This window comes from Pedobacter roseus (genome assembly GCF_014395225.1).
Classification (GTDB): Bacteria; Bacteroidota; Bacteroidia; order Sphingobacteriales; family Sphingobacteriaceae; genus Pedobacter; species Pedobacter roseus.
In genome coordinates, this window is sequence record NZ_CP060723.1 from 3,256,588 (window position 1) to 3,278,206 (window position 21,619).

The 21,619-nt window shown below is 38.4% G+C and carries 20 protein-coding genes and 2 tRNA genes; 11 read left to right on the forward strand and 11 right to left on the reverse strand.

The features are described 5' to 3' along the window. Positions 1–45 precede the first annotated feature (45 nt). Positions 46–1,446, forward strand: coding sequence for a TolC family protein (locus H9L23_RS13465; protein ID WP_246474690.1), 1,401 nt, complete (start codon positions 46–48; stop codon positions 1,444–1,446). Between the two features lie 118 nt (positions 1,447–1,564). Here H9L23_RS13465 and H9L23_RS13470 read toward each other — a convergent pair whose 3' ends face one another. Beyond that, the gene (locus H9L23_RS13470; RefSeq protein WP_187590908.1) at positions 1,565–1,999 is read right to left on the reverse strand and encodes a VOC family protein; all 435 of its coding nucleotides are present in this window, start codon (positions 1,997–1,999) and stop codon (positions 1,565–1,567) included. 142 nt (positions 2,000–2,141) lie between these two features. After that, complete coding sequence (locus tag H9L23_RS13475; RefSeq protein WP_187590909.1) at positions 2,142–3,212, reverse strand: ligand-binding sensor domain-containing protein; 1,071 nt, start codon at positions 3,210–3,212, stop codon at positions 2,142–2,144. A 102-nt stretch (positions 3,213–3,314) separates the two neighbouring features. Between H9L23_RS13475 and H9L23_RS13480 the strand changes: the two genes are divergently transcribed. Further along, positions 3,315–4,205, forward strand: coding sequence for a winged helix-turn-helix domain-containing protein (locus tag H9L23_RS13480; protein ID WP_187590910.1), 891 nt, complete (start codon positions 3,315–3,317; stop codon positions 4,203–4,205). A 118-nt stretch (positions 4,206–4,323) separates the two neighbouring features. On the opposite strand, the gene H9L23_RS13485 is transcribed toward H9L23_RS13480, so the two are convergent. Then, positions 4,324–4,397 (reverse strand) — tRNA-Ile (locus H9L23_RS13485). 54 nt (positions 4,398–4,451) lie between these two features. Here H9L23_RS13485 and H9L23_RS13490 point away from each other — a divergent pair. Beyond that, positions 4,452–5,216 (forward strand): hypothetical protein, encoded by a 765-nt coding sequence (locus H9L23_RS13490; protein ID WP_187590911.1) that lies wholly within the window; start codon positions 4,452–4,454, stop codon positions 5,214–5,216. A gap of 446 nt (positions 5,217–5,662) precedes the next feature. Here the strand turns inward: H9L23_RS13490 and H9L23_RS13495 are convergent, their stop codons facing one another. Together H9L23_RS13495 and H9L23_RS13500 are read right to left on the reverse strand one after the other, a co-directional pair. Further along, on the reverse strand, positions 5,663–6,127 hold the full coding sequence (locus tag H9L23_RS13495) for a hypothetical protein (protein WP_187590912.1): 465 nt from the start codon (positions 6,125–6,127) through the stop codon (positions 5,663–5,665). Beyond that, positions 6,127–6,789 carry a S1 family peptidase gene (locus tag H9L23_RS13500; protein WP_187590913.1) on the reverse strand — a complete coding sequence of 221 codons (663 nt, stop codon included), beginning with the start codon at positions 6,787–6,789 and terminating at the stop codon, positions 6,127–6,129. The genes H9L23_RS13495 and H9L23_RS13500 overlap by 1 nt, the downstream gene beginning before the upstream one ends. A 302-nt stretch (positions 6,790–7,091) precedes the next feature. Here H9L23_RS13500 and H9L23_RS13505 point away from each other — a divergent pair, with 302 nt between their 5' ends. Beyond that, entirely contained in the window at positions 7,092–7,547 is a 456-nt protein-coding gene (locus tag H9L23_RS13505) for a JAB domain-containing protein (protein ID WP_187590914.1), read from the forward strand. Positions 7,548–7,745: 198 nt separating this feature from the next. On the opposite strand, the gene H9L23_RS13510 is transcribed toward H9L23_RS13505, so the two are convergent. After that, a tRNA-Ile gene (locus H9L23_RS13510) sits at positions 7,746–7,819 on the reverse strand. Positions 7,820–8,046: 227 nt separating this feature from the next. Here H9L23_RS13510 and H9L23_RS13515 point away from each other — a divergent pair. Both H9L23_RS13515 and H9L23_RS13520 read left to right on the forward strand, forming a co-directional pair. Further along, the gene (locus H9L23_RS13515; protein ID WP_187590915.1) at positions 8,047–10,140 is read left to right on the forward strand and encodes an HRDC domain-containing protein; all 2,094 of its coding nucleotides are present in this window, start codon (positions 8,047–8,049) and stop codon (positions 10,138–10,140) included. Positions 10,141–10,219: 79 nt separating this feature from the next. Further along, positions 10,220–11,488, forward strand: coding sequence for an Hsp70 family protein (locus tag H9L23_RS13520; RefSeq protein ID WP_187590916.1), 1,269 nt, complete (start codon positions 10,220–10,222; stop codon positions 11,486–11,488). 266 nt (positions 11,489–11,754) lie between these two features. On the opposite strand, the gene H9L23_RS13525 is transcribed toward H9L23_RS13520, so the two are convergent. The 5 genes from H9L23_RS13525 to H9L23_RS13545 all read right to left on the reverse strand — a co-directional run bounded on the left by H9L23_RS13525 (position 11,755) and on the right by H9L23_RS13545 (position 15,385). After that, entirely contained in the window at positions 11,755–12,531 is a 777-nt protein-coding gene (locus H9L23_RS13525; protein WP_187590917.1) for a helix-turn-helix domain-containing protein, read from the reverse strand. Between the two features lie 259 nt (positions 12,532–12,790). Further along, positions 12,791–12,988 carry a cold-shock protein gene (locus H9L23_RS13530; RefSeq protein WP_187590918.1) on the reverse strand — a complete coding sequence of 66 codons (198 nt, stop codon included), beginning with the start codon at positions 12,986–12,988 and terminating at the stop codon, positions 12,791–12,793. A 4-nt stretch (positions 12,989–12,992) separates the two neighbouring features. Beyond that, positions 12,993–13,181, reverse strand: a complete 189-nt coding sequence (locus H9L23_RS13535) for a cold-shock protein (protein WP_187590919.1) — start codon at positions 13,179–13,181, stop codon at positions 12,993–12,995. Between the two features lie 182 nt (positions 13,182–13,363). Then, a complete protein-coding gene (locus tag H9L23_RS13540) occupies positions 13,364–14,365 on the reverse strand; it encodes an aldo/keto reductase (protein WP_246474691.1) in 1,002 nt (333 codons plus the stop codon). A gap of 117 nt (positions 14,366–14,482) precedes the next feature. Continuing rightward, entirely contained in the window at positions 14,483–15,385 is a 903-nt protein-coding gene (locus tag H9L23_RS13545; RefSeq protein WP_223190979.1) for a helix-turn-helix domain-containing protein, read from the reverse strand. Between the two features lie 353 nt (positions 15,386–15,738). Between H9L23_RS13545 and H9L23_RS13550 the strand changes: the two genes are divergently transcribed. From H9L23_RS13550 to H9L23_RS13570, 5 genes are all read left to right on the forward strand, one after another. Then, the gene (locus tag H9L23_RS13550) at positions 15,739–15,921 is read left to right on the forward strand and encodes a hypothetical protein (protein ID WP_187590921.1); all 183 of its coding nucleotides are present in this window, start codon (positions 15,739–15,741) and stop codon (positions 15,919–15,921) included. 93 nt (positions 15,922–16,014) lie between these two features. Continuing rightward, complete coding sequence (locus tag H9L23_RS13555; RefSeq protein ID WP_187590922.1) at positions 16,015–17,424, forward strand: PQQ-dependent sugar dehydrogenase; 1,410 nt, start codon at positions 16,015–16,017, stop codon at positions 17,422–17,424. A gap of 273 nt (positions 17,425–17,697) precedes the next feature. Beyond that, on the forward strand, positions 17,698–20,406 hold the full coding sequence (locus H9L23_RS13560) for a PQQ-dependent sugar dehydrogenase (RefSeq protein ID WP_187590923.1): 2,709 nt from the start codon (positions 17,698–17,700) through the stop codon (positions 20,404–20,406). Between the two features lie 128 nt (positions 20,407–20,534). Continuing rightward, complete coding sequence (locus H9L23_RS13565; RefSeq protein WP_187590924.1) at positions 20,535–21,170, forward strand: HAD family hydrolase; 636 nt, start codon at positions 20,535–20,537, stop codon at positions 21,168–21,170. A gap of 8 nt (positions 21,171–21,178) precedes the next feature. Further along, the gene (locus tag H9L23_RS13570) at positions 21,179–21,499 is read left to right on the forward strand and encodes a DUF962 domain-containing protein (protein WP_187590925.1); all 321 of its coding nucleotides are present in this window, start codon (positions 21,179–21,181) and stop codon (positions 21,497–21,499) included. Positions 21,500–21,619: the final 120 nt, after the last annotated feature.

Here is a 21,619-nt window from a genome sequence, read left to right on the forward strand (position 1 = left end):
AAAAGAGTACTAATTGTGCTCGTCTTAATACTGCTATCGGTCAAGATGAGCTTCGCACAAGATCCTGTTGTAAGAAAAAAGGTAGACAGTGGCAAAGTTTTCAGCCTTGAAGACTTGCAACAAATGGTTTTCAGGTATCATCCGGTGATCAAACAGGCTGCGCTATTGAGTGAATCTGCAAGGGCAAAGGTACTGCAGTCATTAGGTTATTTTGATCCGGCATTAAAGGCAGGTTTCAGCAGAAAATTATTTGGCGATACCGAATATTATAACAAATGGAACAGTGAACTGAAAATTCCGCTGTGGCTTGCCGGAGCAGATCTTAAACTGGGCTACGACCGCAATGTGGGCAACTACATCAATCCCGAAAACAGAACTGGCCAGCAAGGTTTATCTGCCATCGGTTTAAGTATTCCATTAGGACAAGGACTGATTATTGATGCAAGGAGAAGTACCCTCCGCCAATCAAAAATAATGGTTGAATATGCAGAGGCTGATCAGCTGAAACAGATCAATGGCGTTTGGTATGGAATAGTGAAGGACTATTGGAACTGGTATTATGCCCACAAACAATTTGGCCTGGTAAACGAGGGACTGGACCTGGCACAACGCAGGTTCAAAGCGCTGAGTGCACAAACGCTAATTGGCGACAAACCTGTCATTGATTCTGTTGAGGCCTACATTACAGTACAGGAACGGATGATACAAAAGGAAAAAACGGCTATTGAGCTTCAAAATGCCAGGCTGATCCTCTCTAATCACCTTTGGAATAACGAAGGCAACCCATTGGAGCTCCCGGTTGAAGCTATTCCACAGAATACGACTTTAGCCATTGGCCGACCTAATCCCATGCTATTGGATACGCTTTTAGGTCAGGCGGCCAATCAACATCCCGAACTTTTAAAACTGAGAAGTAAAGGTGAACAATTGGCTATTGAGAAAAGTTACCGTCAGGAACTATTAAAACCTAAGCTCAATTTAATTGGTAACCTGATTTCCAACCGTACCGGTTTTAAGAGCAATGTACCCGAAAATTACGATTTTAACTGGAGCAATTATAAGTTCGGTATAGAATTCGCTTTTCCGCTTTTCCTTCGGTCAGAACGTGGCAAACTGCGTGAAGTGAAGATCAAACAGTTAGAGCTTGATTACGACATTAAACAGTTTGGAAGAGAAATCAGGAACAATGTTATTGCTTCTTATAACGATCTCTCCGCTTATGCTGCACAGCACGCCGTTCAGGTAAAAAGCATCGAAAACCAGCAGATCCTTGTCAATGGAGAGAACCAAAAATTTAGTCTTGGCGAAAGCACGCTTTTTTTAATCAATAGCAGGGAAACTAAACTGATAGATATGAAAATTAAGCAGGAAAGTATGGTAGCTAGTTACCAGAAAACACTGGCAGAATTGTATTATAAGGCTGGAACGAGAGAAATAATGAATTAAATATCTTAAAAAAGATGTTTAATTTACGAAAATAGGCTGTCTTAAAATGGACAGCCTATTTTTTTGTCTTACCTTTTTTATACCCTAAACATGCCTGAGTAAAAAAGAACAAGCCAGCTTAACGGTTATAATCAGGATCAAACTCTATGATCCATTCAATACCATATTTATCCCTGAACATTCCGGCATAAGTACCCCATAGGCTTTCGCCAATCGGTCCTTCCACTTCTCCGCCTGCTGATAATCCGTTAAATATTTTCTCTGCTTCTTCCTTACTTTCGGCGTTTACATATATTTTAGACCGGTTTTCATTTTCGCTTACCGGCCCTAAAAATCCGGGAACATCATTAGCTATCAACACATTGTTTTTGCCAAGCGGCAGGCCGATATACATAATTTTATTGGCCTCATCTTCTGCAACCTGAAAATCGGGGCCTGATAAATCTTTAAAACGGATAATTTTGGTAAACTCGCCACCAAAAACAGATCTGTAAAAATTGAACGCTTCTTCGGCATTGCCATTAAAGTTGATCCAGGGGTTAATTGCTCTCATGGTATATATTTTTTAAACTAAATTAATCATTGGAGACTAGATTTTTATCATATAGTTTATCAGTATTAATACAATGCTAGATTTGATCATAGCTAATTAAGAATTTCTGTCAACTTTGGATGTGCACAACGAGTTGCTATACTCAGTGTTTCCTACCCTCTTCACTCTTAAAGTCGGTAATGGTTTTTCCATCATAACGATATAAGCCATTAGCACCAAACCAAATATTTCCATCATTACCTTCTAAAATCCCGAAGATCATTGGCTTATTTATTATCTCAGTTACAATTGTTTTTTTATCAGATAAAGACTTTCCATCATACCGCGATAGTGCCCACCCCTGGCCATTACCACTTTCCGAACTAGTCCAAATATTGCCTTTTTTATCTTCGTAGACATAGCCAACAAACTTCTGCGTGAAATTGGTAAACGTATTGCCGTTATATCGCCAAAGGCCGTCACTTCCACCAATCCAGATATTGCCTTTTTTATCTTCCAATATAGAACGAACATTTGCAAAAGCTTTTCCGTCTTTATTGGTTATTGTGGTAAATGTCTTTCCATCATAAACGGAGATATAGCCCCTTGTACCAAACCAAAGTTTCCCTGTTTTATCTTCAATGATAGCGTTAACATCATTATGCATCCAACTGTCTTTTGGAAGCGGGTGTTGGTAAGCTGAAACATGAACAGAATCAGCCTGTGTGGCGGGCGCAGAATCGTTCATTTTAAAATTCCGAAAAGATTTTCCATTGTAACGGCTTGCTCCGTTTTCAGTACCAAACCAAATATTGCCGGTTTTATCTTCATAAATATTCCCAACCCGGTCACTGGCAAGCCCATCTTTGGTCGTAAAATTATGAAATGACTTCCCATTGTAGTAATAAACCCCGGAACCAATGGTGGCGAACCAAAAATTTCCTTTTCTATCTTCTAAAACAGCAAAAAAACGGGCCGAACTTACTTTACTTGTAATATTAGTAAAAGATTTTCCATCATATTTAAAAACCCCCTCTCCTGAAGTCAACCAAATGTTGCCCTTTCGATCTTGTTTAATTGCACGAACGATGCTGTTTGGGCTATGAGAACTGGATACGTTTTTAGTTTCATTGGTATCCTGAGTGCCATTTTTTTGTTGAGCCTGTACAGGGAAATAGCTTACTCCTGCCAGCGTGATCATCAGGCTGTACAAAACATTTCTTTTATTTTTCATATCTTATCTAATTGATTCAGCGAAATTACCTTGATATTTTTCGGCTCGAGCGATTTGGATTGTAAATAAAAATGTAAACTTTGTAAATAAAAAATTGACACTATGCATCTTAGCCGAAATCTCTTCTCCGGAACACGCAAATACCTGCTCGGATTGCTATTACTCTCGTTTATCTCTGTAGTCTGCCTGGCTTTCAGTATAAACGGTGGCGACGACTTTACTACTGCCAGAAGGGAAGTTTTGCTCCGCAGGATCGGACATGAGCTACTCTTACAGTCGGGCGATAGTACTTCGAGGGTACTACCTGTAAAAAAGATCGCAGAAAATGAATACCAAATCAGGTTTGAGAATGAGCTTACTTTTCAATCTGCCTCCCTGGTGAATACTATACGGCGTTTGTTGGCGAAAGACCCGCTCGCAGATGATTATATTGTTAACGTTATTAATTCTGCCAACTCCAGCGTAGCCTATGGATATGCTATATCCAAAAACAAGAAAGATGATATTGTAGCTTGTATAGGAAGAAAACAACCCAAAGCACGTTACATGGTCAATATTAAATTTAAACCGACGGGCATAAATACAGCAAAGAGTGGATACCTTTTAGGCAGCCTGCCATTTTTAGCATTTGTTGGATTTATATTTTTGAAATCGGTTAAGCCGCGAAAAACTTTAACTAAAGATCAGGATAAAAATATGCTCTATTTGGGTTCGGCGTTGTTTGATGCTAAGAATAGGAAGCTGATCATCAATGAAAAAACAACAGACCTAACCGGAACTGAATCTCGTTTATTGCTCATTTTCGCGCTGTCTCCCAATGAGACCATAGAAAGAAGCAGGCTGCAAAAAGAGATATGGGAAGATGAAGGTGTGATTGTAGGGCGCAGTCTGGATATGTTCATATCAAAACTTAGAAAAAAACTGGAATTTGATCCCAACATCAAAATCGTTGTGATACGCGGCAAAGGATATAAGCTTGAAATTAGCGCTTAAAAAGAATCTCCCCGCCCGGAACTGAGCAACGGTCGAAACAGCATTTACATAGCCTTTAATACATTTTTTTGAGTAACAAAAAACCCCTCTAAGTTATCCTTAAAGGGGTTTAAAGCAGTGGGCCCACCTGGGCTCGAACCAGGGACCAAAAGATTATGAGTCTTCTACTCTAACCAGCTGAGCTATAGGCCCTGAGGTGCTGTTTTCCATGATTCTTATCAATGAATCATTAAAAAATGCGCCAAAATGCAACTTCATGAAGTACGGATTGTAACATCCGATGACATAACTGTAAGGAGTTATGTAACGTTCTATTGGAACGGTAAAAGAGTAAGAGAATACAACGGCAACAACATCAATTCATCTGTTAAGCCAAACCTTGCTAAGACGGTTAAAGAAAGAAACAAACTATTGAAACAACTCGAGTTTGAGGTTCTTAAAGCTCTTGAAAGTGGTCATTATCCACACGACAATAAACATACACCTGTAGACATATCAGTTGAAGATCATCTCGACATTTCAACTGACTACCTGCTAGACTGGGCATTGGAAGTCAAACTAAATTCCGATGTTAGCCACTACTACAGAAAGAATCTAAAAGGCATTCATCGTCACTTCAAAGCTTTTCTAACAAAGGAAGAACTCTCCAGTGATATCACCCTTATAAAACGTACAAGGATTGAAGAGTTTCTACAACGATATAAGTCGTCAGGAATGTATTACATGGATAGACGTCGTGACTTAGGAGTTTTGTTCTCTTTGATCAGCAGAGAGATTGAAAAGCCTCTCCAAGCTGTTCGCGAAACCAGTACGATGAAGAAAAAGGCAAAACTGCATAAGATCTACGAACATGAAAAGATGAAATTGATCCTTAACTACCTGAAAGACAACAACCCAAACTTACACATCTGCGCTCTACTCTGCTATGGTTGTTTCTTAAGGCTGGGCATTTCGGCAAAAATGGCCGCCCGTTCCGCGTTTAAGCTGTCACCCCATTCCGCTTTAAAGTGACCACCTGTTCCGGGGCAAACTGGCCGTTCTGATCTTTCGATCAGCTTTTTTCACGACTTGCTTTTGGGAATAATCTTTTAGTTTCTGCATTAAATAATCGCTCCTGGGAGCATATCTACAATTCAGGGTGGACTACTGTCGCTTTGCTATTTTGAAGGGATTACAATGTTTTTTAAGCGTTACCTTGCCTTTAGAATGGCTTTTGATCTTTAGAAAGGTCTAAATTGAGGATAAATCGGGCAGGGAGAAGGATTAAACCGAGAACTCTTGAGGAAAATGGATTTGGATCCGAAGTGTATATTTGTTCGGAGGGAAAGGAACTAGATACGCATCATCCGGTAATCAAATTGGTGGCCAGTTTGGCCCGAAACAGAGGGGTCACTTTCACTGAAATACACACTCTGGATACACAATTGATCGTAAATAGGCGAATACTGGTTGGATCACTAGTTACCTGATGCCGCTCTTAACTCTTTTCTAGCTTCACACCAGCCGTTTTTGGATATCTTTCCTCCTGTCATTAGCAATAGAACTATTACTGGTAAAATAAAGGCTCCAGCTGTTCCCAGTACAGAGCCGATTGCAGCCGAAATGCCTCCAAGAATAAACTGTATTGGTTGACCCGCAGTCGCACTTAGTTTTTTTCTCTCGTCTTCGTACTTCTCATCACCACAGATAAACTTTTCAAGTTCGTGCATTATCTTGTCTCTATAAATATTGTTGCTTGCAGGAAGGGGTTGCCCTCCAAAACCAACAGTATCTTTCGGTTTAGTATTTAACCAGTTATCCGCTATGGTAAGATAATCATATCCTGATTCAGACATCTCAGTGATAAGTTTAACCTGAAAATTTGGTAAACCTTCAAGTAATTCTTTAGGCTCCAATGTAAAAATGTTGTCTAGTGCTTCCATTATATCATTTCAATTAGGTATTCTGATGAGATAGCATGAGTTGTCTGGTGAAGAGTGTGGGGATTGATATCTCCGATCATCATAAATCCCTTTGAAGTTGGGGCATAAGAGCCAATTAGCATAGCTACAACAACTCCTGTTTCAGAATCAAAAATCGGGCTACCAGATTGGCCAGGCTTAGTTTGAATATTAAGAATTAAGTGCTTTGATTTGATGTTGGCAGACTCGATTAATACTTTTGCACCAACAACAGTGCTTTGATAAGTTAAAACTCTTCGACCTTCAGTACAGTGAGGATATCCTATTATATCTAAATGCTGAGCTATTGATGCTTGATCAGATCCAATGATTCTTAGATTTGATTTTACGTCTTGATCAACCTTAAGAATACAAATATCTCTTACGGCATCAACAGCGTATATTCTAGCAGGTATTGCGTTAACTGAATTGTTTGACGTATCTTGATATGACATGATGTCTGTGCCTTGAGAAAATACGATTACAAGATTTTGTTCATCATTCGATGTTACATGTGCAGCCGTTGCCAGTAAACCACTTTCGTTTAATAAAAAGCAAGTTCCAAGTAAGGATACTCCAGATGGAGTTATTCTTCCAACCGTAAAAACGATATTGTGAAGTTGTGAGAGATTAGATGTATTCATTCCACAATAATATCGAATAATACTCAAAATGGAAATACTTAAATTTCATTAATTGTGATATCCAAAACCTAAACCATGCCCCTTAAAAGCAAGGGATTGATTGAAAACTGGATATTGAGAAGCAGGGAGAGGTAGTATCTATCTAACTATAGCACCAATTTAAGCTTCTCCCCTCAACACATTCCAAGAAATTCCGGCATAAACGCTCACGTAGCCACCACACAGGCTATTTATATCCGTTGCTTCTTGATTTAGTTGAGTTGAAAGCTTGGTACATGTGCCATATTTAAATAGATACAACTATGGTACAAGAACAATTTAAGGTAGCTGAAGTACAGGTAAGCTACAAGCCAGATTACAACATTAGTGAACGTCCTAAAATAACCTCATCGCAACAAACGTATTGTCTTTTAAAACAACAATGGGATATGGGCAGGATTGCGTTTCTAGAAGAGTTCAAAGTCATACTACTTAACCGAAGTAACCATGTTCTTGGGATTGTCGATATATCAATGGGTGGAGTGAGTGGAACATACGTTGATCCAAAGGTAGTGTTCGCTGTCGCTTTAAAAGGTACTGCTTCTGGAATAATACTCACACATAACCATCCTAGTGGCTCAATCAGACCAAGTGAGGCAGATATCAAGTTAACGAAACGACTGGTAGAATGTGGTAAGCTACTTGATATTAATGTCTGGGATCACATCATTTTGAGTGAAAATAGCTACTATAGTTTTGCTGATGATGGAATGATGTGATTTGGCGCGCGCCAAAATGCGCCAAAATGCAAGTACAAAATAACAGATAATGGAGTTTTGAATACAGTATATCGTTAGTTATATTTGAAACGGTAGCAGTTGCTACCATCATAAAAAACAACCCTTAAACGGTCTGTAGCACAGTTTTTCACCCAACAAAAAACCCCTCTAAGTTATCCTTAAAGGGGTTTAAAGCAGTGGGCCCACCTGGGCTCGAACCAGGGACCAAAAGATTATGAGTCTTCTACTCTAACCAGCTGAGCTATAGGCCCGGAAAAAAGGATATTCCTTTTTTGCGAGTGCAATGTTACAAATTTGAATTGAATTTTCGAAAATGTTTTTGGGATTTTTTCATTAAAATACGTTATACAAACTCATTTTCAACCGCTTAATCTTAATTTTATTTTCCACAAGGTATTTCGGAGCACTCAAAATGTGGATAAAAGGGCCATTGATCTATCCTCAAATGAGTTTTGAATAGGTTAGTTTTGTAATTAATATGAATACGCCCGATCCGGACAACCAACTTCTTCTAGATTTTTTAGCAACCACCAATCAGCCCGTTTTTTTAACGGGTAAAGCAGGAACGGGTAAAACCACCCTCCTCCGCAAGATTAGGGATACCACAAAAAAGAATTTTGCAGTTGTTGCACCTACCGCTGTTGCAGCCATAAATGCAGGTGGCGTAACACTCCATTCGTTTTTCCAGATTCCTTTTGGTCCATTGGTTCCGGTGGTGGATGAAAATGCAGAAAACAATTTTAAATATTCAGACGAAAAAACACGGTTATTGCGCTGTCTTGATCTCTTAATTATTGATGAGATTAGTATGGTCAGGGTTGATATTATCGATTTTATCGATCGTACCCTAAAACGGGTTAAAGGCTCCAACCGGCCGTTTGGTGGTGTGCAGGTTTTAATGATCGGTGATCTTTATCAGCTCTCCCCTATTTTTCACGATGCATGGCACATTTTAGGCGCTTATTATTCCAGTCCATACTTTTTTGACAGTTTAATTTTCCGCATTACGCCAATGGTTACCTTCACCCTGGATAAAGTATACCGCCAGTCGGACCCTACATTTCTTGATATCCTGAACGGCATGCGCGAAAACACACTCGATACCGGTTTACTGGAGAAACTGAATGAGCGTTATGATCCGTCATTAGATCAGGAATGGAAAGATGATTACATCACATTAACCACTCACAACCAATTGGTTAACGAAATTAATCAAGGCTGTTTAGAAAAACTGGAAGGTGAGATTTTTGATTTCAATGCAGAAATAAATGGCGATTTCCCCAAAGATGCCTACCCTACCGACGAAAAATTACAGTTAAAGCTAGGGGCTCAGGTTATTTTCATCAAAAATGATTCTTCAGGGAAAAGACAATATTACAATGGAAAAGCGGCAAAAATAACGGCAATCAATCAGGATTCGATAAAAGTCAGTTTTTCTAATGATGGTAAAGAGATCGAAGTAGAAAAAGAAATCTGGCAAAATGTTAAATACAGCCTGAGTGATGAAGAAAATAAAATAAACGAAACCAGCACAGGTTCCTTTTCACAATACCCTTTTAAACTTGCCTGGGCCATTACCGTCCATAAAAGTCAGGGCTTAACATTTGATCATGCCATTGTTGATGTAAGTACCGCATTTACCCACGGGCAAGCTTACGTGGCTTTAAGCCGTTGCAGAAGTTTAGAAGGATTAATCCTAAAATCTCCTGTAGCCTCCGAAAATATCATCACCGATGCCAAAGTCATCAGTTTTACCAAAACCAGCCACCAGGATAAACCTACCGCTGCCCTGTTGGAACGTTATAGTCAGCAGTATGCCTGGGGCCTGATCCACGAGTTATTGGATTTTTCGCTTGTGGCAAAAGATTGGGAAAAACTGGGACGATCTAAACTGATCGATAAAGATGAAAAAAATGCTTTTTTATCCATCTACGAGCAAGGAAACCAGATTCTTCAACATGAAATTTTTAAAGTAGCCAGAAATTTTATAACAAAGGAATTTTCAAAAATAAGCACGACCGAAAATCCGGCTGATGAAACGGCCTTTATGGATCGTTTGCAGAAAGCATCTGATTATTTCATTCCAAAACTGGAACAGCTCATTGTACTAATGGCAAGGATTGTGGCGATCAATTTTTATAATGATACCCATTCCGACAAACTCCTTACGGTATTAAACGAAGTTAAAGATGCACTTCAGATCAAACTGGCATTATTTAAAATCTCCTGGAATCCCTTTTCGATTAAAGATTATATCCATACTTTACATTCGGCAAGCAATAAACAGCCAGAGAAAAAGCCCGTTAAATCGAGCATTAAACCAAAAGAAATTTCCAATCCACAGGTATATAAAAATCTTGTCGAATGGCGCAAAACCATTGCCTTACAAAGGGGTACGCAAGATTATGCGGTACTTTCCGATCTGGCTCTGCTTTCTATCGCAGAAAGAATGCCACGGACAACCGATCAACTGGCAGCGCTTAAAAGCGTAGGAGTTGGTAATGCCAAAGAACTTGGTCAGCAGATAACGCGGATTGTAAACGACCATTTGGGAACAAGCGAGTTATTTTAAAAAAATTTAGTTCAGTACACCTTTTTTTAATACTTTCGCAGCCCCATTTCAATCGCTACATTTCACAATACATCAAGCCATGAGTAAGTTTTTATACGGAATCGATTTTGGAACAACCAATTCGGCATTATCCATTTATGATGAAGAAAAGAAAGAAATTATAGATACGATTTCGATCCCTTCTTTAATCTATTTCACAGAAGTAAAAAGCATTATCGATGGCGAAAATCATATTGTTGGCGAAAAAGCAATTGATGCCTATTTAAGTGATGGCATGAAGGGCCGTTTTATTAAATCCATCAAACAGATCCTCTCGAGAACCACTTTTACCGAAACCCGGATCCACAATAAAAAGTATACAGCTTCCGATCTGGTTACGCTGATCCTTAAAGATTTAAAGGAAAAAGCAGATCAAATTACCGGAGAAGATTGCCAAAAAGCCATTATTGGCCGCCCGGTTTTCTTTGATGATGACAATACCATGAAAGATACCCTGGCACAAACCAGGTTAAAAAAAGCGGCGGAGAATGCGGGTTTTAGCGAAGTGCGTTTTCAGTTTGAGCCCATCGGAGCAGCTTTTGCCTACGAGAAAACCATCAAAAAGAAAGAGCGTGTACTGGTTGCCGATTTGGGCGGTGGAACAACCGATTTCACCTACCTTATCCTCGATCCCGATAAAGTTGGCAGCAAAGACCGGAAAAATGATATGATTGCGTCTGGTGGTATTTATATTGGTGGCGATAGCCTGGATTCTGCTTTTATGTGGGATAAAGGAACACCATATTTCGGTAAAAACACCATGTATGAAGCTACCCCCGGAAAAGTTTTAAATGTGCCTAAATCGCTTTTTGCCAATATCTGTACCTGGGATAAGATGAATTTCTTTAATGGCTTGAAAATCCAGAAAGAGATTGAAGAATACTATTATTATTCTAAAAACGACCCAAAATTCAAAAACCTGATCACTTTGATCGAAAATAACCTGGGTTACTCTCTGTTTAGGTCGATTGAAAAAACAAAAATTGAACTTTCCGATCAACCAGTTTCTACATTTGCCTATCACAATATGGAGATCGAAATTGATGAAAACATTTTACTGGAACAATATAACTCCATCATTGAAAAAGATATCAATAGAATTGATGCCTACCTTAACCAGTTTATGGAAACGTACAAAATCAATCCACAGGATATCGACTGTTTGTTCCTAACCGGTGGAACATCAATGGTTTCGGCAGTACAAAACCTGTTTAAAAATAAATTCCCACATATTCCGTTAAACTCAGGAGATAATTTTAAAAGTGTGGCAAAAGGGTTGGCCTATAGCGGTTATTTATTTGAAGGCTAGGCTATTTCATTACACTTACAGGTTGTTGTAATTACCAATATACACTTTTGTAACATAATCAAGATTAATTTCTTCTTTATACGAAGATTTTTATAATTTAGCAGTTGAAAAATTGGTGCGGCTGATAATAGATGCAGTGAGCAAAGCCTTGCGCGTTAGGCGCTAAAGCAATTAATGTTGTGAGGTCCGGAAAGCCTGTTTTCTGGAAGAGGTGAAATCAGATTGATGACCATTTCTTTGCCAGACGCACCAATTTTCTTTTTGCTCTAAACCAGCTTGCTAAACTGCAGTGCAGATATTCCCTTATGTCTTCTAAAACTGGTTAAAAATTTATTAGTCTGTTCAAAACCCAATATCCTTGAAATCTGATCAACAGAATAATCGCTGTTTAACAATAATTCCTCTGCCTCTCTCATAATCCTGTCTTTGATCAATACGGTTAAACTTTTACCCAGCACGCGGTCTAAAAATTTATTTAATTTACCTACGCTCATTCCCATGCCCTCAGCATAAAACTGAATTGCCCTTTCTTCCCGATAATATTGATCTAAAATTGCCCTGAAACGTAAAACCTGTTGCAGTTCATCTAACGTTAATGCAGCCAGATAACCATCCAAACCAGCAGTATAACCAAGAAACAGCGATAAATATTGTGCTAAAAACCGTAAATCTTTTTTTGCCCCGATTTCTTTTTTAAGCTGATCAAGCAAACTGTAAGTTTTTACCGATTCCTGAGGGGTTAAATCCCTGTAAGATAAATTGAGAAACAGGTTTTTTGCCAGGGGATCCAAATGCTGTAATAAAAACTCGGCATACAACACGCTGCTAAAATTTAACCAGTAGCCAGATTTAATCTGCCCCTCTAGCCTTACCAAACCTTCTTCGGGTATAAAAAATATTCTTTTTTCCAAAAGCTCATGGTCTCCGGAGTTCATACACAAAAAACCAATACCTTCCTTTACAATCAACATCCGCATGGGATATGTTGCCTGCAACGCACGTTCTCTATTAAAAACCCCGCTAATTGGCTCTAATTGTATCATAATAAACCTAAAGGATAAACATCAGTAAGACTGAAATAGTTCAATTAGGTTACATCATCCTTTATATTTTGTAGCAACCTAAGCTTTTTTCAGCGTACAAATATCATAAAAAAGCCCTCTAAAAAGTCAGAAGACCTTATTTATTGGATAAATATGAATGTTTTTTATTCCAAATTGAAATACTTAGGCTAATGATGAACCTTTTTCATCATTTACAATGACAATCTGAGCTAATTAAAAACCGAACAAGATTATTCGATTAGGCAGATAAAACCCTTACCTGAACTGCCTCTACTCCTGATTTTGTAAATTCAATATCAAATTGAACAATATTGTTAGGTTTAATTTCACCAACTACCCCATGTGCAAAAACATTTACTTCCATCCCGCCATTTGAAGGCGTAATACCACCAAAGCCTTCTTCACTATTATAAAATTTTACGGTACCCAGCCTCATATTTTTATTTAATCAATTTCACATTAACAGCGTTTGGTCCTTTTTTACCTTGCGCAACCTCAAACTCAACCCGGTCATTCTGTTTTACTTTATCGATCAAACCTGTAACATGTACAAAAATTTCATCGCCGTTTTCTGTTACAACAAACCCAAAACCTTTAGATTCATTATAAAATTTTATTGTGCCCTGCATTTATTTAGATTTTTTTAACTATCAAACATACGAATAACCAAAAATGTTTAGTCATTAAATAGATTTTAGCATTAAATGCGTAGATGAAGCCTAAGATTGTTCATATTTTAGCTTTAAAACCTATCCAAACTAAAAAAGCCAAAGATTAAACCTTTGGCTTTCAAAATATCCAGCTGATGCTTTTAAGCATCTACAAACTGCATTTGGGTATCATCATACCGTCCGCCAGCTGTAGCGCCTGCAGGAACGATGGATTCTAGTTTTTCTTTTTCAGCTGTACTCAATGTAATATTGGTAGCAGCTGCATTTTCTTCAATATACTTAATCCTTTTTGTACCCGGAATGGCCAGCACTCCTTGAGCAAGTACCCATGCCAGAGCCAATTGTGAAGGCGTTACACCTTTTTCTGCAGCAATAAGCTCAATCTCCTTTAATAGGGTAATATTTTTATAAAAGTTATCGCCCTGAAAACGGGGAATACTTCTGCGGAAATCATCAGCAGCAAAATCATCCGGACTTTTAATATCGCCTGAAATAAAACCTCTTCCCAATGGAGAATAAGCAACAAAACCAATCCCTAGTTCTTTTAAAGTATCCAATACACCACTGGTTTCTGCCTCACGCTCAAAAAGCGAATATTCGCTCTGCACCGCGGTGATGGGATGGACTTTATGCGCCCGTTTAATCGTTTCTGCTGAAACCTCTGATAAACCAATATATTTTACCTTGCCTGATTTAACCAGTTCGGCCATTGCACCCACCGTTTCTTCTATTGGTGTATTAGGGTCTACACGGTGCAGGTAATATAAATCAATGTAATCTGTATCAAGATTTTTTAAAGAACGGTCTATCGCTTTTTGCACATAAGCTGGTGTACCATTAAATCCCCAGGTTAATTGCTCATTATCATCAACTTCATAGCCAAATTTTGTAGCAATGGTATATTTTTCACGGTTACCTTTTATCGCTTTTGCCACCAAACGCTCATTTAACAGCGGTCCGTATAAATCGGCAGTATCTAAAAAATCAATTCCAAGTTCCAATGCACGATGGATGGTGGCAATCGATTCCTCTTCGTTGGCTTTGCCGTAAATATCTCCGCCAGCTATAGTCGTCATACCCATGCAGCCCAATCCCTGTACGGGCACCTGTAGTCCTTCACTACCTAAGTTTATTCTTTTCATGCTCATATCTTAATTTCTGTAAGTTTATAAAGCAAAGGTATAGTCCGAAAACCTCAGGCGATTATACAAATCAAAGTGTTTATTAAACAAATCAACTTAAAGAAAAAAGAAAAAAAGCTAAACAGGTAAAGAATTGTTCCTGATTTTCATCGGGGTATAGCCCGTATGTTTTTTAAAGAAATTATTAAAGTACGAAGCGTACTCAAAACCAAGGCTGAAAGCAATCTCGGCTACGCTCCAATCAGTATGCAACAAAAGAGATTTGGCTTCGGCAATAATGGCCTCATTGATAATGGTTGTGGTTGATTTGCCTGTTACTTCCTGAATGGCAGCATTTAAATGGTTTACATGCACCGAAAGTCGTTCGGCATAATCGCCGGCTTTTTTTAGTTTAAGTGGATCTTGCGGGGAATCGACAGGAAACTGTTTTTCTAAAAGGGTTAAAAACAAGTTGGTGATTCTGGAAGCAGCATTAGTTGGATTAAAATAGGCCACTGCAGGCTGCATTTTTACGGCTTCATGGATAATTACATTCACATAATTACGGATCAACTCATATTTATAAACATAATCGCCATCCATTTCGGTCTGCATGCGTTCAAAAATACTTTTAAGGTATTTTAACTGTTCCTCATCCAGCAGGTAAACCGGATTTCCATCTGCTTTAAACAAAGTAGAATCCTGCAGGCTTTCCATGCGCGCACCCGTGTGCAGAAAATCTTCGCTGAAAACACAGAAATGGCCATCATACACCATGTCCTCTTCCTTCGCATCCCAGGAATACGGAATTAGCGGATTGGTAAAAACCAATGCAGGTCTGCTGATTTCGATATCTCGGTTGGCATATAACAAAGTGCTACAGCCTTTTGTAATAAGCGAAATTTTATAAAAATCCCTCCTGTTATAAGCTGTTAACTTACATTTATCATCATTCATCCCAGCAACCCTGAACTGAATAGGATCGATGTGGATACCAGAAAATGAATTCGCTTTTTTGCCGGATACCGGATTTTGCTGCATATTCAAAATTAAACAATTCAAAGAGAAAACAGCCCATTGAATTTATTTTGAATATTGATCTAACTCTTTTTACCGCTAAAAATTACAAAGAAAACACTAAAACCACCTAAAAGGAAAATTATTCCTAGAATCATATTTAATTTATCGCCCATTCTGTAAGCTACAGATTAAATTTGTAATGACAATAGACTGACACAAAATTATTACAAAATACAACCACAGGTTGTAAGAATACCGAATTTTATCTAAATTGAGATCGTAATACACCGTTACAGCGACTCATTAAAATCTAACCAATTTCAAAACATCTGACATCAGCTGATGTTAAACAAAAGACACTAAACTACCAAAACATGAAACAACTAACCAAAAACAGCACTAAAGAGGAATTGGAAAGCATCAGAAAAGGTGATACGATTAAAGATGATACCGGAAAACAGGGAGAAGTTGCCCAGATCGAAATCTTAACGCGCAGACAAGAAAAACAATATTACTATAAGCTTAAAAACGACGGGACTATACTGGTAATTAAATAAATACTACCTCAAATAACAACCTGACTTTAAAAAATTAAACAAGTATTTTATACTATATTTATTTAGTAAAACGATTTATTCAATCTTCTGTCTATGATAAAAATAAAATACCTTGTTTGTGTGGCTTTTATAATTGCCTTTGTTTTTGCGAGTAGCTTTACCGTTAATATTAATAGAGCAGACGAAAACGTATTTTTTGAAATAGATACATTGGCAAGCAACCTCACTGTACCCTGGCAGATCGTGTTTTTGCCAGACCGTACCATGTTGTTTACCGAACGCCCCGGGCAGGTACGCCTTTACCGCAATGGCAAAATTAATGAAAAGCCAGTATTATCGGTAAATGATATCAAAGCCGAAACCAAAACGGGTTTATTGGGCATGGTGATTCACCCTGCTTTTAACAAAAATCATTTTATATACCTGGCCCACAATTATGCAGAGAACAACCACTTATGGCTCCGTGTAGTGCGGTACGAATTTAAAAATGACACGCTTATCCACCCTAAAACATTAATTGAACAGATTCCTGCTGCGAGGAACCATACTGGTTGCCGGTTGATTTTTGGACCCGACCAAAAATTATATATTTCCACCGGCGATGCCGATCAGCCCGTACTTGCCCAGGATTTAAAAACTTATAATGGTAAAATTTTAAGGCTAAATGATGACGGAAGTGTCCCGTCGGATAATTCTTTTGTTAAAAATGATACCGCCCGTAAAGAAATCTGGTCGTATGGGCACCGTAACCCGCAAGGTTTCGCTTTTGAAACTGGTACAAACAAATTTTATGATACAGAACATGGTCCTACAGGTGGCGATGAGGTTAATATTATTGAAAAAGGAGCCAATTATGGCTGGCCGGTAATCCATCATCAGGAAAGTAAAACAGGCATGATAACTCCATTTTTAGAGTATACGCCTTCAATTGGCCCTTCGGAGGCTATATTTTATAAAGGAAATGCTTTTCCTCAATTGAAAAATAATCTTCTTATTGCCTGTTTACGCGGCGAATCGATATTGAGGATCGAAATGGATAAAGGAAAAGTGATTAAACAGGAGGTGTTGTTAAAAAAGCAATATGGCAGGATCAGATCAATAGTGGTCGGTCCTGACGGATACCTATATATTTCAACATCAAATTTCGATATGCCCGAAAGTAAAGGCGAAAGACCTTATGATATGATCCTCAGGTTGCGTCCTTCAACTACAAAAAACAATCAGGTAGCCCAAACCATCACTTCAAACAACAAAACGACTACAACTGCTGGCCCTGCTATGATGTTTAAGCAGCTCTGCGCATCCTGCCACGGCGATAAATTACAGGGCAGTGCGACGGTTTATAGCCTTGTTGGTGGTAAATTCAAACATGGTGCAGATAAACAATCGATTATCAACAACATCAGCAATGGAATAATAGATAAAGGAATGCCCGCATGGAATGGTGCCATCAGCAAAAAGGACATCGAGAGCCTGGCTGATTATATGTTAAGGGCGAAGTGAGTGAATGAATGATTGAGTGAATGAATGAGTGAATGAATGAATGAGTGAATGAATGAATGAATGAGAGATTGATTGATTGATTGAGTGAATTTTTTATGACTTCAATAAATCCAACATTCTCTAATTCCAACATTCTCTAATTCAATAATTCTCTAATTCTATCATTCTCTAATTCAATCATTCTCTAATTCACTGATTCGCATAAATTTTGATACAATGATTCAATTTTTAAAACAATGCGTTATATTTATTAAAAATACCTCAACCAAATAGATGAAAACAACATTTACCTTAGTGTTATCTGCCATTGCGTTTATATTAATTTCGGCGACTACATTCAACAAAAAAACTTACCAGGGCAAGGCTTTCAATTTTCTTAACAAAAATAAAATTGATACACCCGATCAGGACCGCTTCGTTAAAGTTACCCTTGCACAGGGAGAATTTACCGAACCAACAGAAATGGCCGTTCTTCCAAACCTCGATATTTTAGTGGCGCAACGCCGCGGTGAAGTATTAATTTATAAAAACCAGACTAAAAAAATTAAGGAAGCAGGCAAACTTGATGTTTACTTCAAAACCAGCAATCCTGATGTGAATGCCGAAGAAGGTTTGCTGGGTATGGCGGCCGATCCAAAATTTGCGGTAAACAAATACATTTATCTTTTTTACAGTCCTTTTGATAAATCAGTAAACCGTTTATCGAGATTTAAGCTGGTTAATGATCAGATTGTAAAAGAATCAGAAAAAATCATTTTAGAATTCTATTCTCAACGCGAAATCTGCTGCCATACCGGCGGTTCAATAGCTTTTGGATCAGATCATCTGCTTTATGTTTCAACTGGCGACAACTCCACTCCTTTTGATGCACCAAAACAACAATATGTGAACAAAGGTTATGCCCCGCTTGATAACAGAAAAGGCTTTGAACAATATGATGCCAGAAGATCGGCTGGAAACACCAACGATTTACGTGGAAAAATTTTAAGGATCAAAGTAAACGAAGACGGAACTTACAGCATTCCGGATGGTAACCTTTTTCCAAAAAATGATCCAAAGGCCAGACCAGAGATTTATGTAATGGGTGATAGAAATCCTTACCGCATTTCAGTAGATCAAAAAACCAATTTTTTATACTGGGGTGAAGTTGGTCCGGATGCCACTAATGATGATGAATTAAGGGGCCCGAGAGGTTATGACGAAGTAAACCAAGCTAAAAAGGCGGGTAATTTTGGTTGGCCGCTATTTATTGGCAATAACTACCCTTATAAAGCTTACGACTTTACCAACGGCGCAAATGGCAATGCTTTTGATCCTAAGGCACCGATTAACAATTCGCCTAATAATACCGGTTTGGAGCAGCTTCCTCCGGCACAACCAGCCTTTATCTGGTATCCTTATGGCGAGTCGTTAGAATTTCCTCAGGTAGGTGCCGGAGGACGTACGGCAATGGCTGGCCCTGTGTATTATGCCAGTGCAAACTCGCCCTACCCTGCTTATTACAACGGAAAATTGATTATTTATGAATGGGTACGCGGTTGGGTAAAAGCGGTAACCATGAACGATAAAGGCGATTACCAGAGCATGGAACCTTTTTTATCAAAAGTTTCGCTGGCTGCACCAATCGATATGGAGTTAGGTCCAGATGGAAAATTGTACATTTTAGAGTATGGCAAAGGCTGGTTCAGTAAAAATCCTGATGCTGCCATCTCAAGAATCGATTATTTAAAAGGAAACCGTCCGCCAAAAGTAGAAAAACTGGATATTGTAAAAACAAGCGGATTGCTTCCTTACAAAATGACGGCTAATGTGATCGCTAAAGATCCTGATGGAGATGCCTTAACTTATATTTGGAATTTAGGAAAAGGCATAACCAAAACCACCACTTCGCCAACCTTACAATATACCTATACAAAAGCAGGCGAATATCCGGTAAGCGTTACCGTGATGGATAAAAGTAAAGCTGCTGCAAAAAGTGCTGTAACGCCTGTTTTTGCAGGAAACGAACATCCGAACGTAACAATTGATTTAGCCGGAAATAAGAGTTTTTATTTCCCAAACAAGCCGGTTGATTACAAGGTTCTGGTTAGCGACAAAGGTTCGAAAGTAAACAATAGTCGCATCTACATCTCAAATACCTATACCGAAGGAACTGATATGGCCGGGGCACAACTGGGCCACCAGCAAGCTGCGCAAACCATGATTGGTAAAGCTTTGATGTTAAAATCGGATTGCAGTACCTGCCACAAAGAATCTGCTGTTTCTATAGGCCCTGCATTTGATAAAGTTGCGGCCAAATATAAAAACGATCCCAAAGCGGTTGATTACCTGGCTTCGAAAGTAATTGGTGGTAGCCAAGGGGTTTGGGGAGAAGTACCCATGCCGGCACACACAGCAATGAAAGAAGCTGAAGTGAAGAAAATTACCGAATGGATTATGACTTTGGGCAATAAAGAGGCTGTTAAAGCATCATTACCTACAGCTGGCAAAATTGTTCCACCAGCAGCAAAAGATAAAAAGAAATCGGTTTTAACGTTAAAAGCAACGTATACTGATGCAGGTGCTCCCGGTTTGAAGCCGTTAACAACCACCAACCTGGTGAATTTAAAAAGCAACGTGATTGAAGCTGATGACATTAAAAATTTTGGAGGCTTTGAACGAAAAGATGTGTTTGGAGGCGAAAAACTGATCTTAAGCAAAAATAATGGCTGGATAGCAATAAAAGATGTTGATTTGAACGGTATTTCTGGCTTCGAATTTTCATTCTTAAATCTAGATCCGGGTGCTGACGGGGAAATAGAAATCAGATTGGATAGTAGTAATGGTATTATGATCGGAAAATCTACTTTCAGAAAAAGTGTTCCAATTAATATGCTTTCGGATGGAAAATTCCACTCGATCTATTTTATTTTCAAAGAATTAAAAACCGGCGACAAAAAGAACCGACCGATTATTCAATCCATAACGGTAGAGCCTAAATAGTTAAATCGAAAAAACTTAGCCCGAAACTTATAACAATAGGTTTCGGGTTTTTTATTGTAAAAATTGATGATTTAATACTCTTCATTAATCCTGCAATAATATCTTTGCAGCAAACTTTAAGGATTTCCATGCAAAACATTAAAAACATTATTTTCGACTACGGAAACGTTATATTTGATATCGATTTCAGAATAGCCCAGGCATCTTTTCAAAAACTGGGTATTACCGATATAGAAAATTTCTTCGCTCATAAAGCACACAATCAATTATTTGATGATTTTGAAACAGGCGCCATTTCTCCGGCTGAATTTAGGGCAGGGATCAGGAAAGCAGCCAATAAACCTGAATTAACTGATCAACAGATTGATGATGCATGGAACAGTCTTTTAATCGGTACCATTCAGGAAAACCATGATTTACTGCTTCAGGTAAAAGAAAAGTACCGCACCTTTTTATTGAGCAACAATAACGAAATCCATTACGATTGGATTATCAATTATTTGAAAACTACTTTCGAAATCAATAATTATGATGCCTATTTTGAGAAAGCTTATTTCTCACAGCACATGAAATTGCGTAAGCCCAATTCCAATATTTTTGAGCAGGTGCTAAAGGAAAACAACTTAAATCCGGCAGAAACCTTGTTTATCGATGATAGTCCACAGCATATTGAAGGTGCTAAAAAATTAGGTTTAAATACCTTATTAATGACAGAAAAACCTGCTCAATTAGGATCGTTTTTAAAAGCAAACGGAATTTTATAAATTAGGGTATGACAGAGAAAAAGTTTATATCGTTAAAAGAATTCTACCCTTTTTACCTTTCAGAACACAGCAATACCACCTCCCGAATTCTGCATTTTATCGGAACTGGCTTAGTTATATTGGCTTTTTTTACCGGTTTTCTTTTTCATAACTGGCACTTCTTTCTGGCCATGCCCATATTAGGCTATGGTTTCGCATGGGTGGGTCATTTCTTCTTTGAGAAAAACAGGCCGGCTACATTTCAGTATCCGGGTTACAGCCTGGCAAGTGATTTTATCCTGTTTTACGATTTACTAACAGGAAAACAAGGTTTTGTTGTAAAGAAATAGTTTTGAGTAGTTTAAAAAAATACCTTTCAAATTAAACTCGATCCGATAGCTATCGGATGGAGCGGCATCCTTTTTGGCTGTCGCCCGGAGCGAAGTGGAAGGGCAGCCAAAAAGATACAG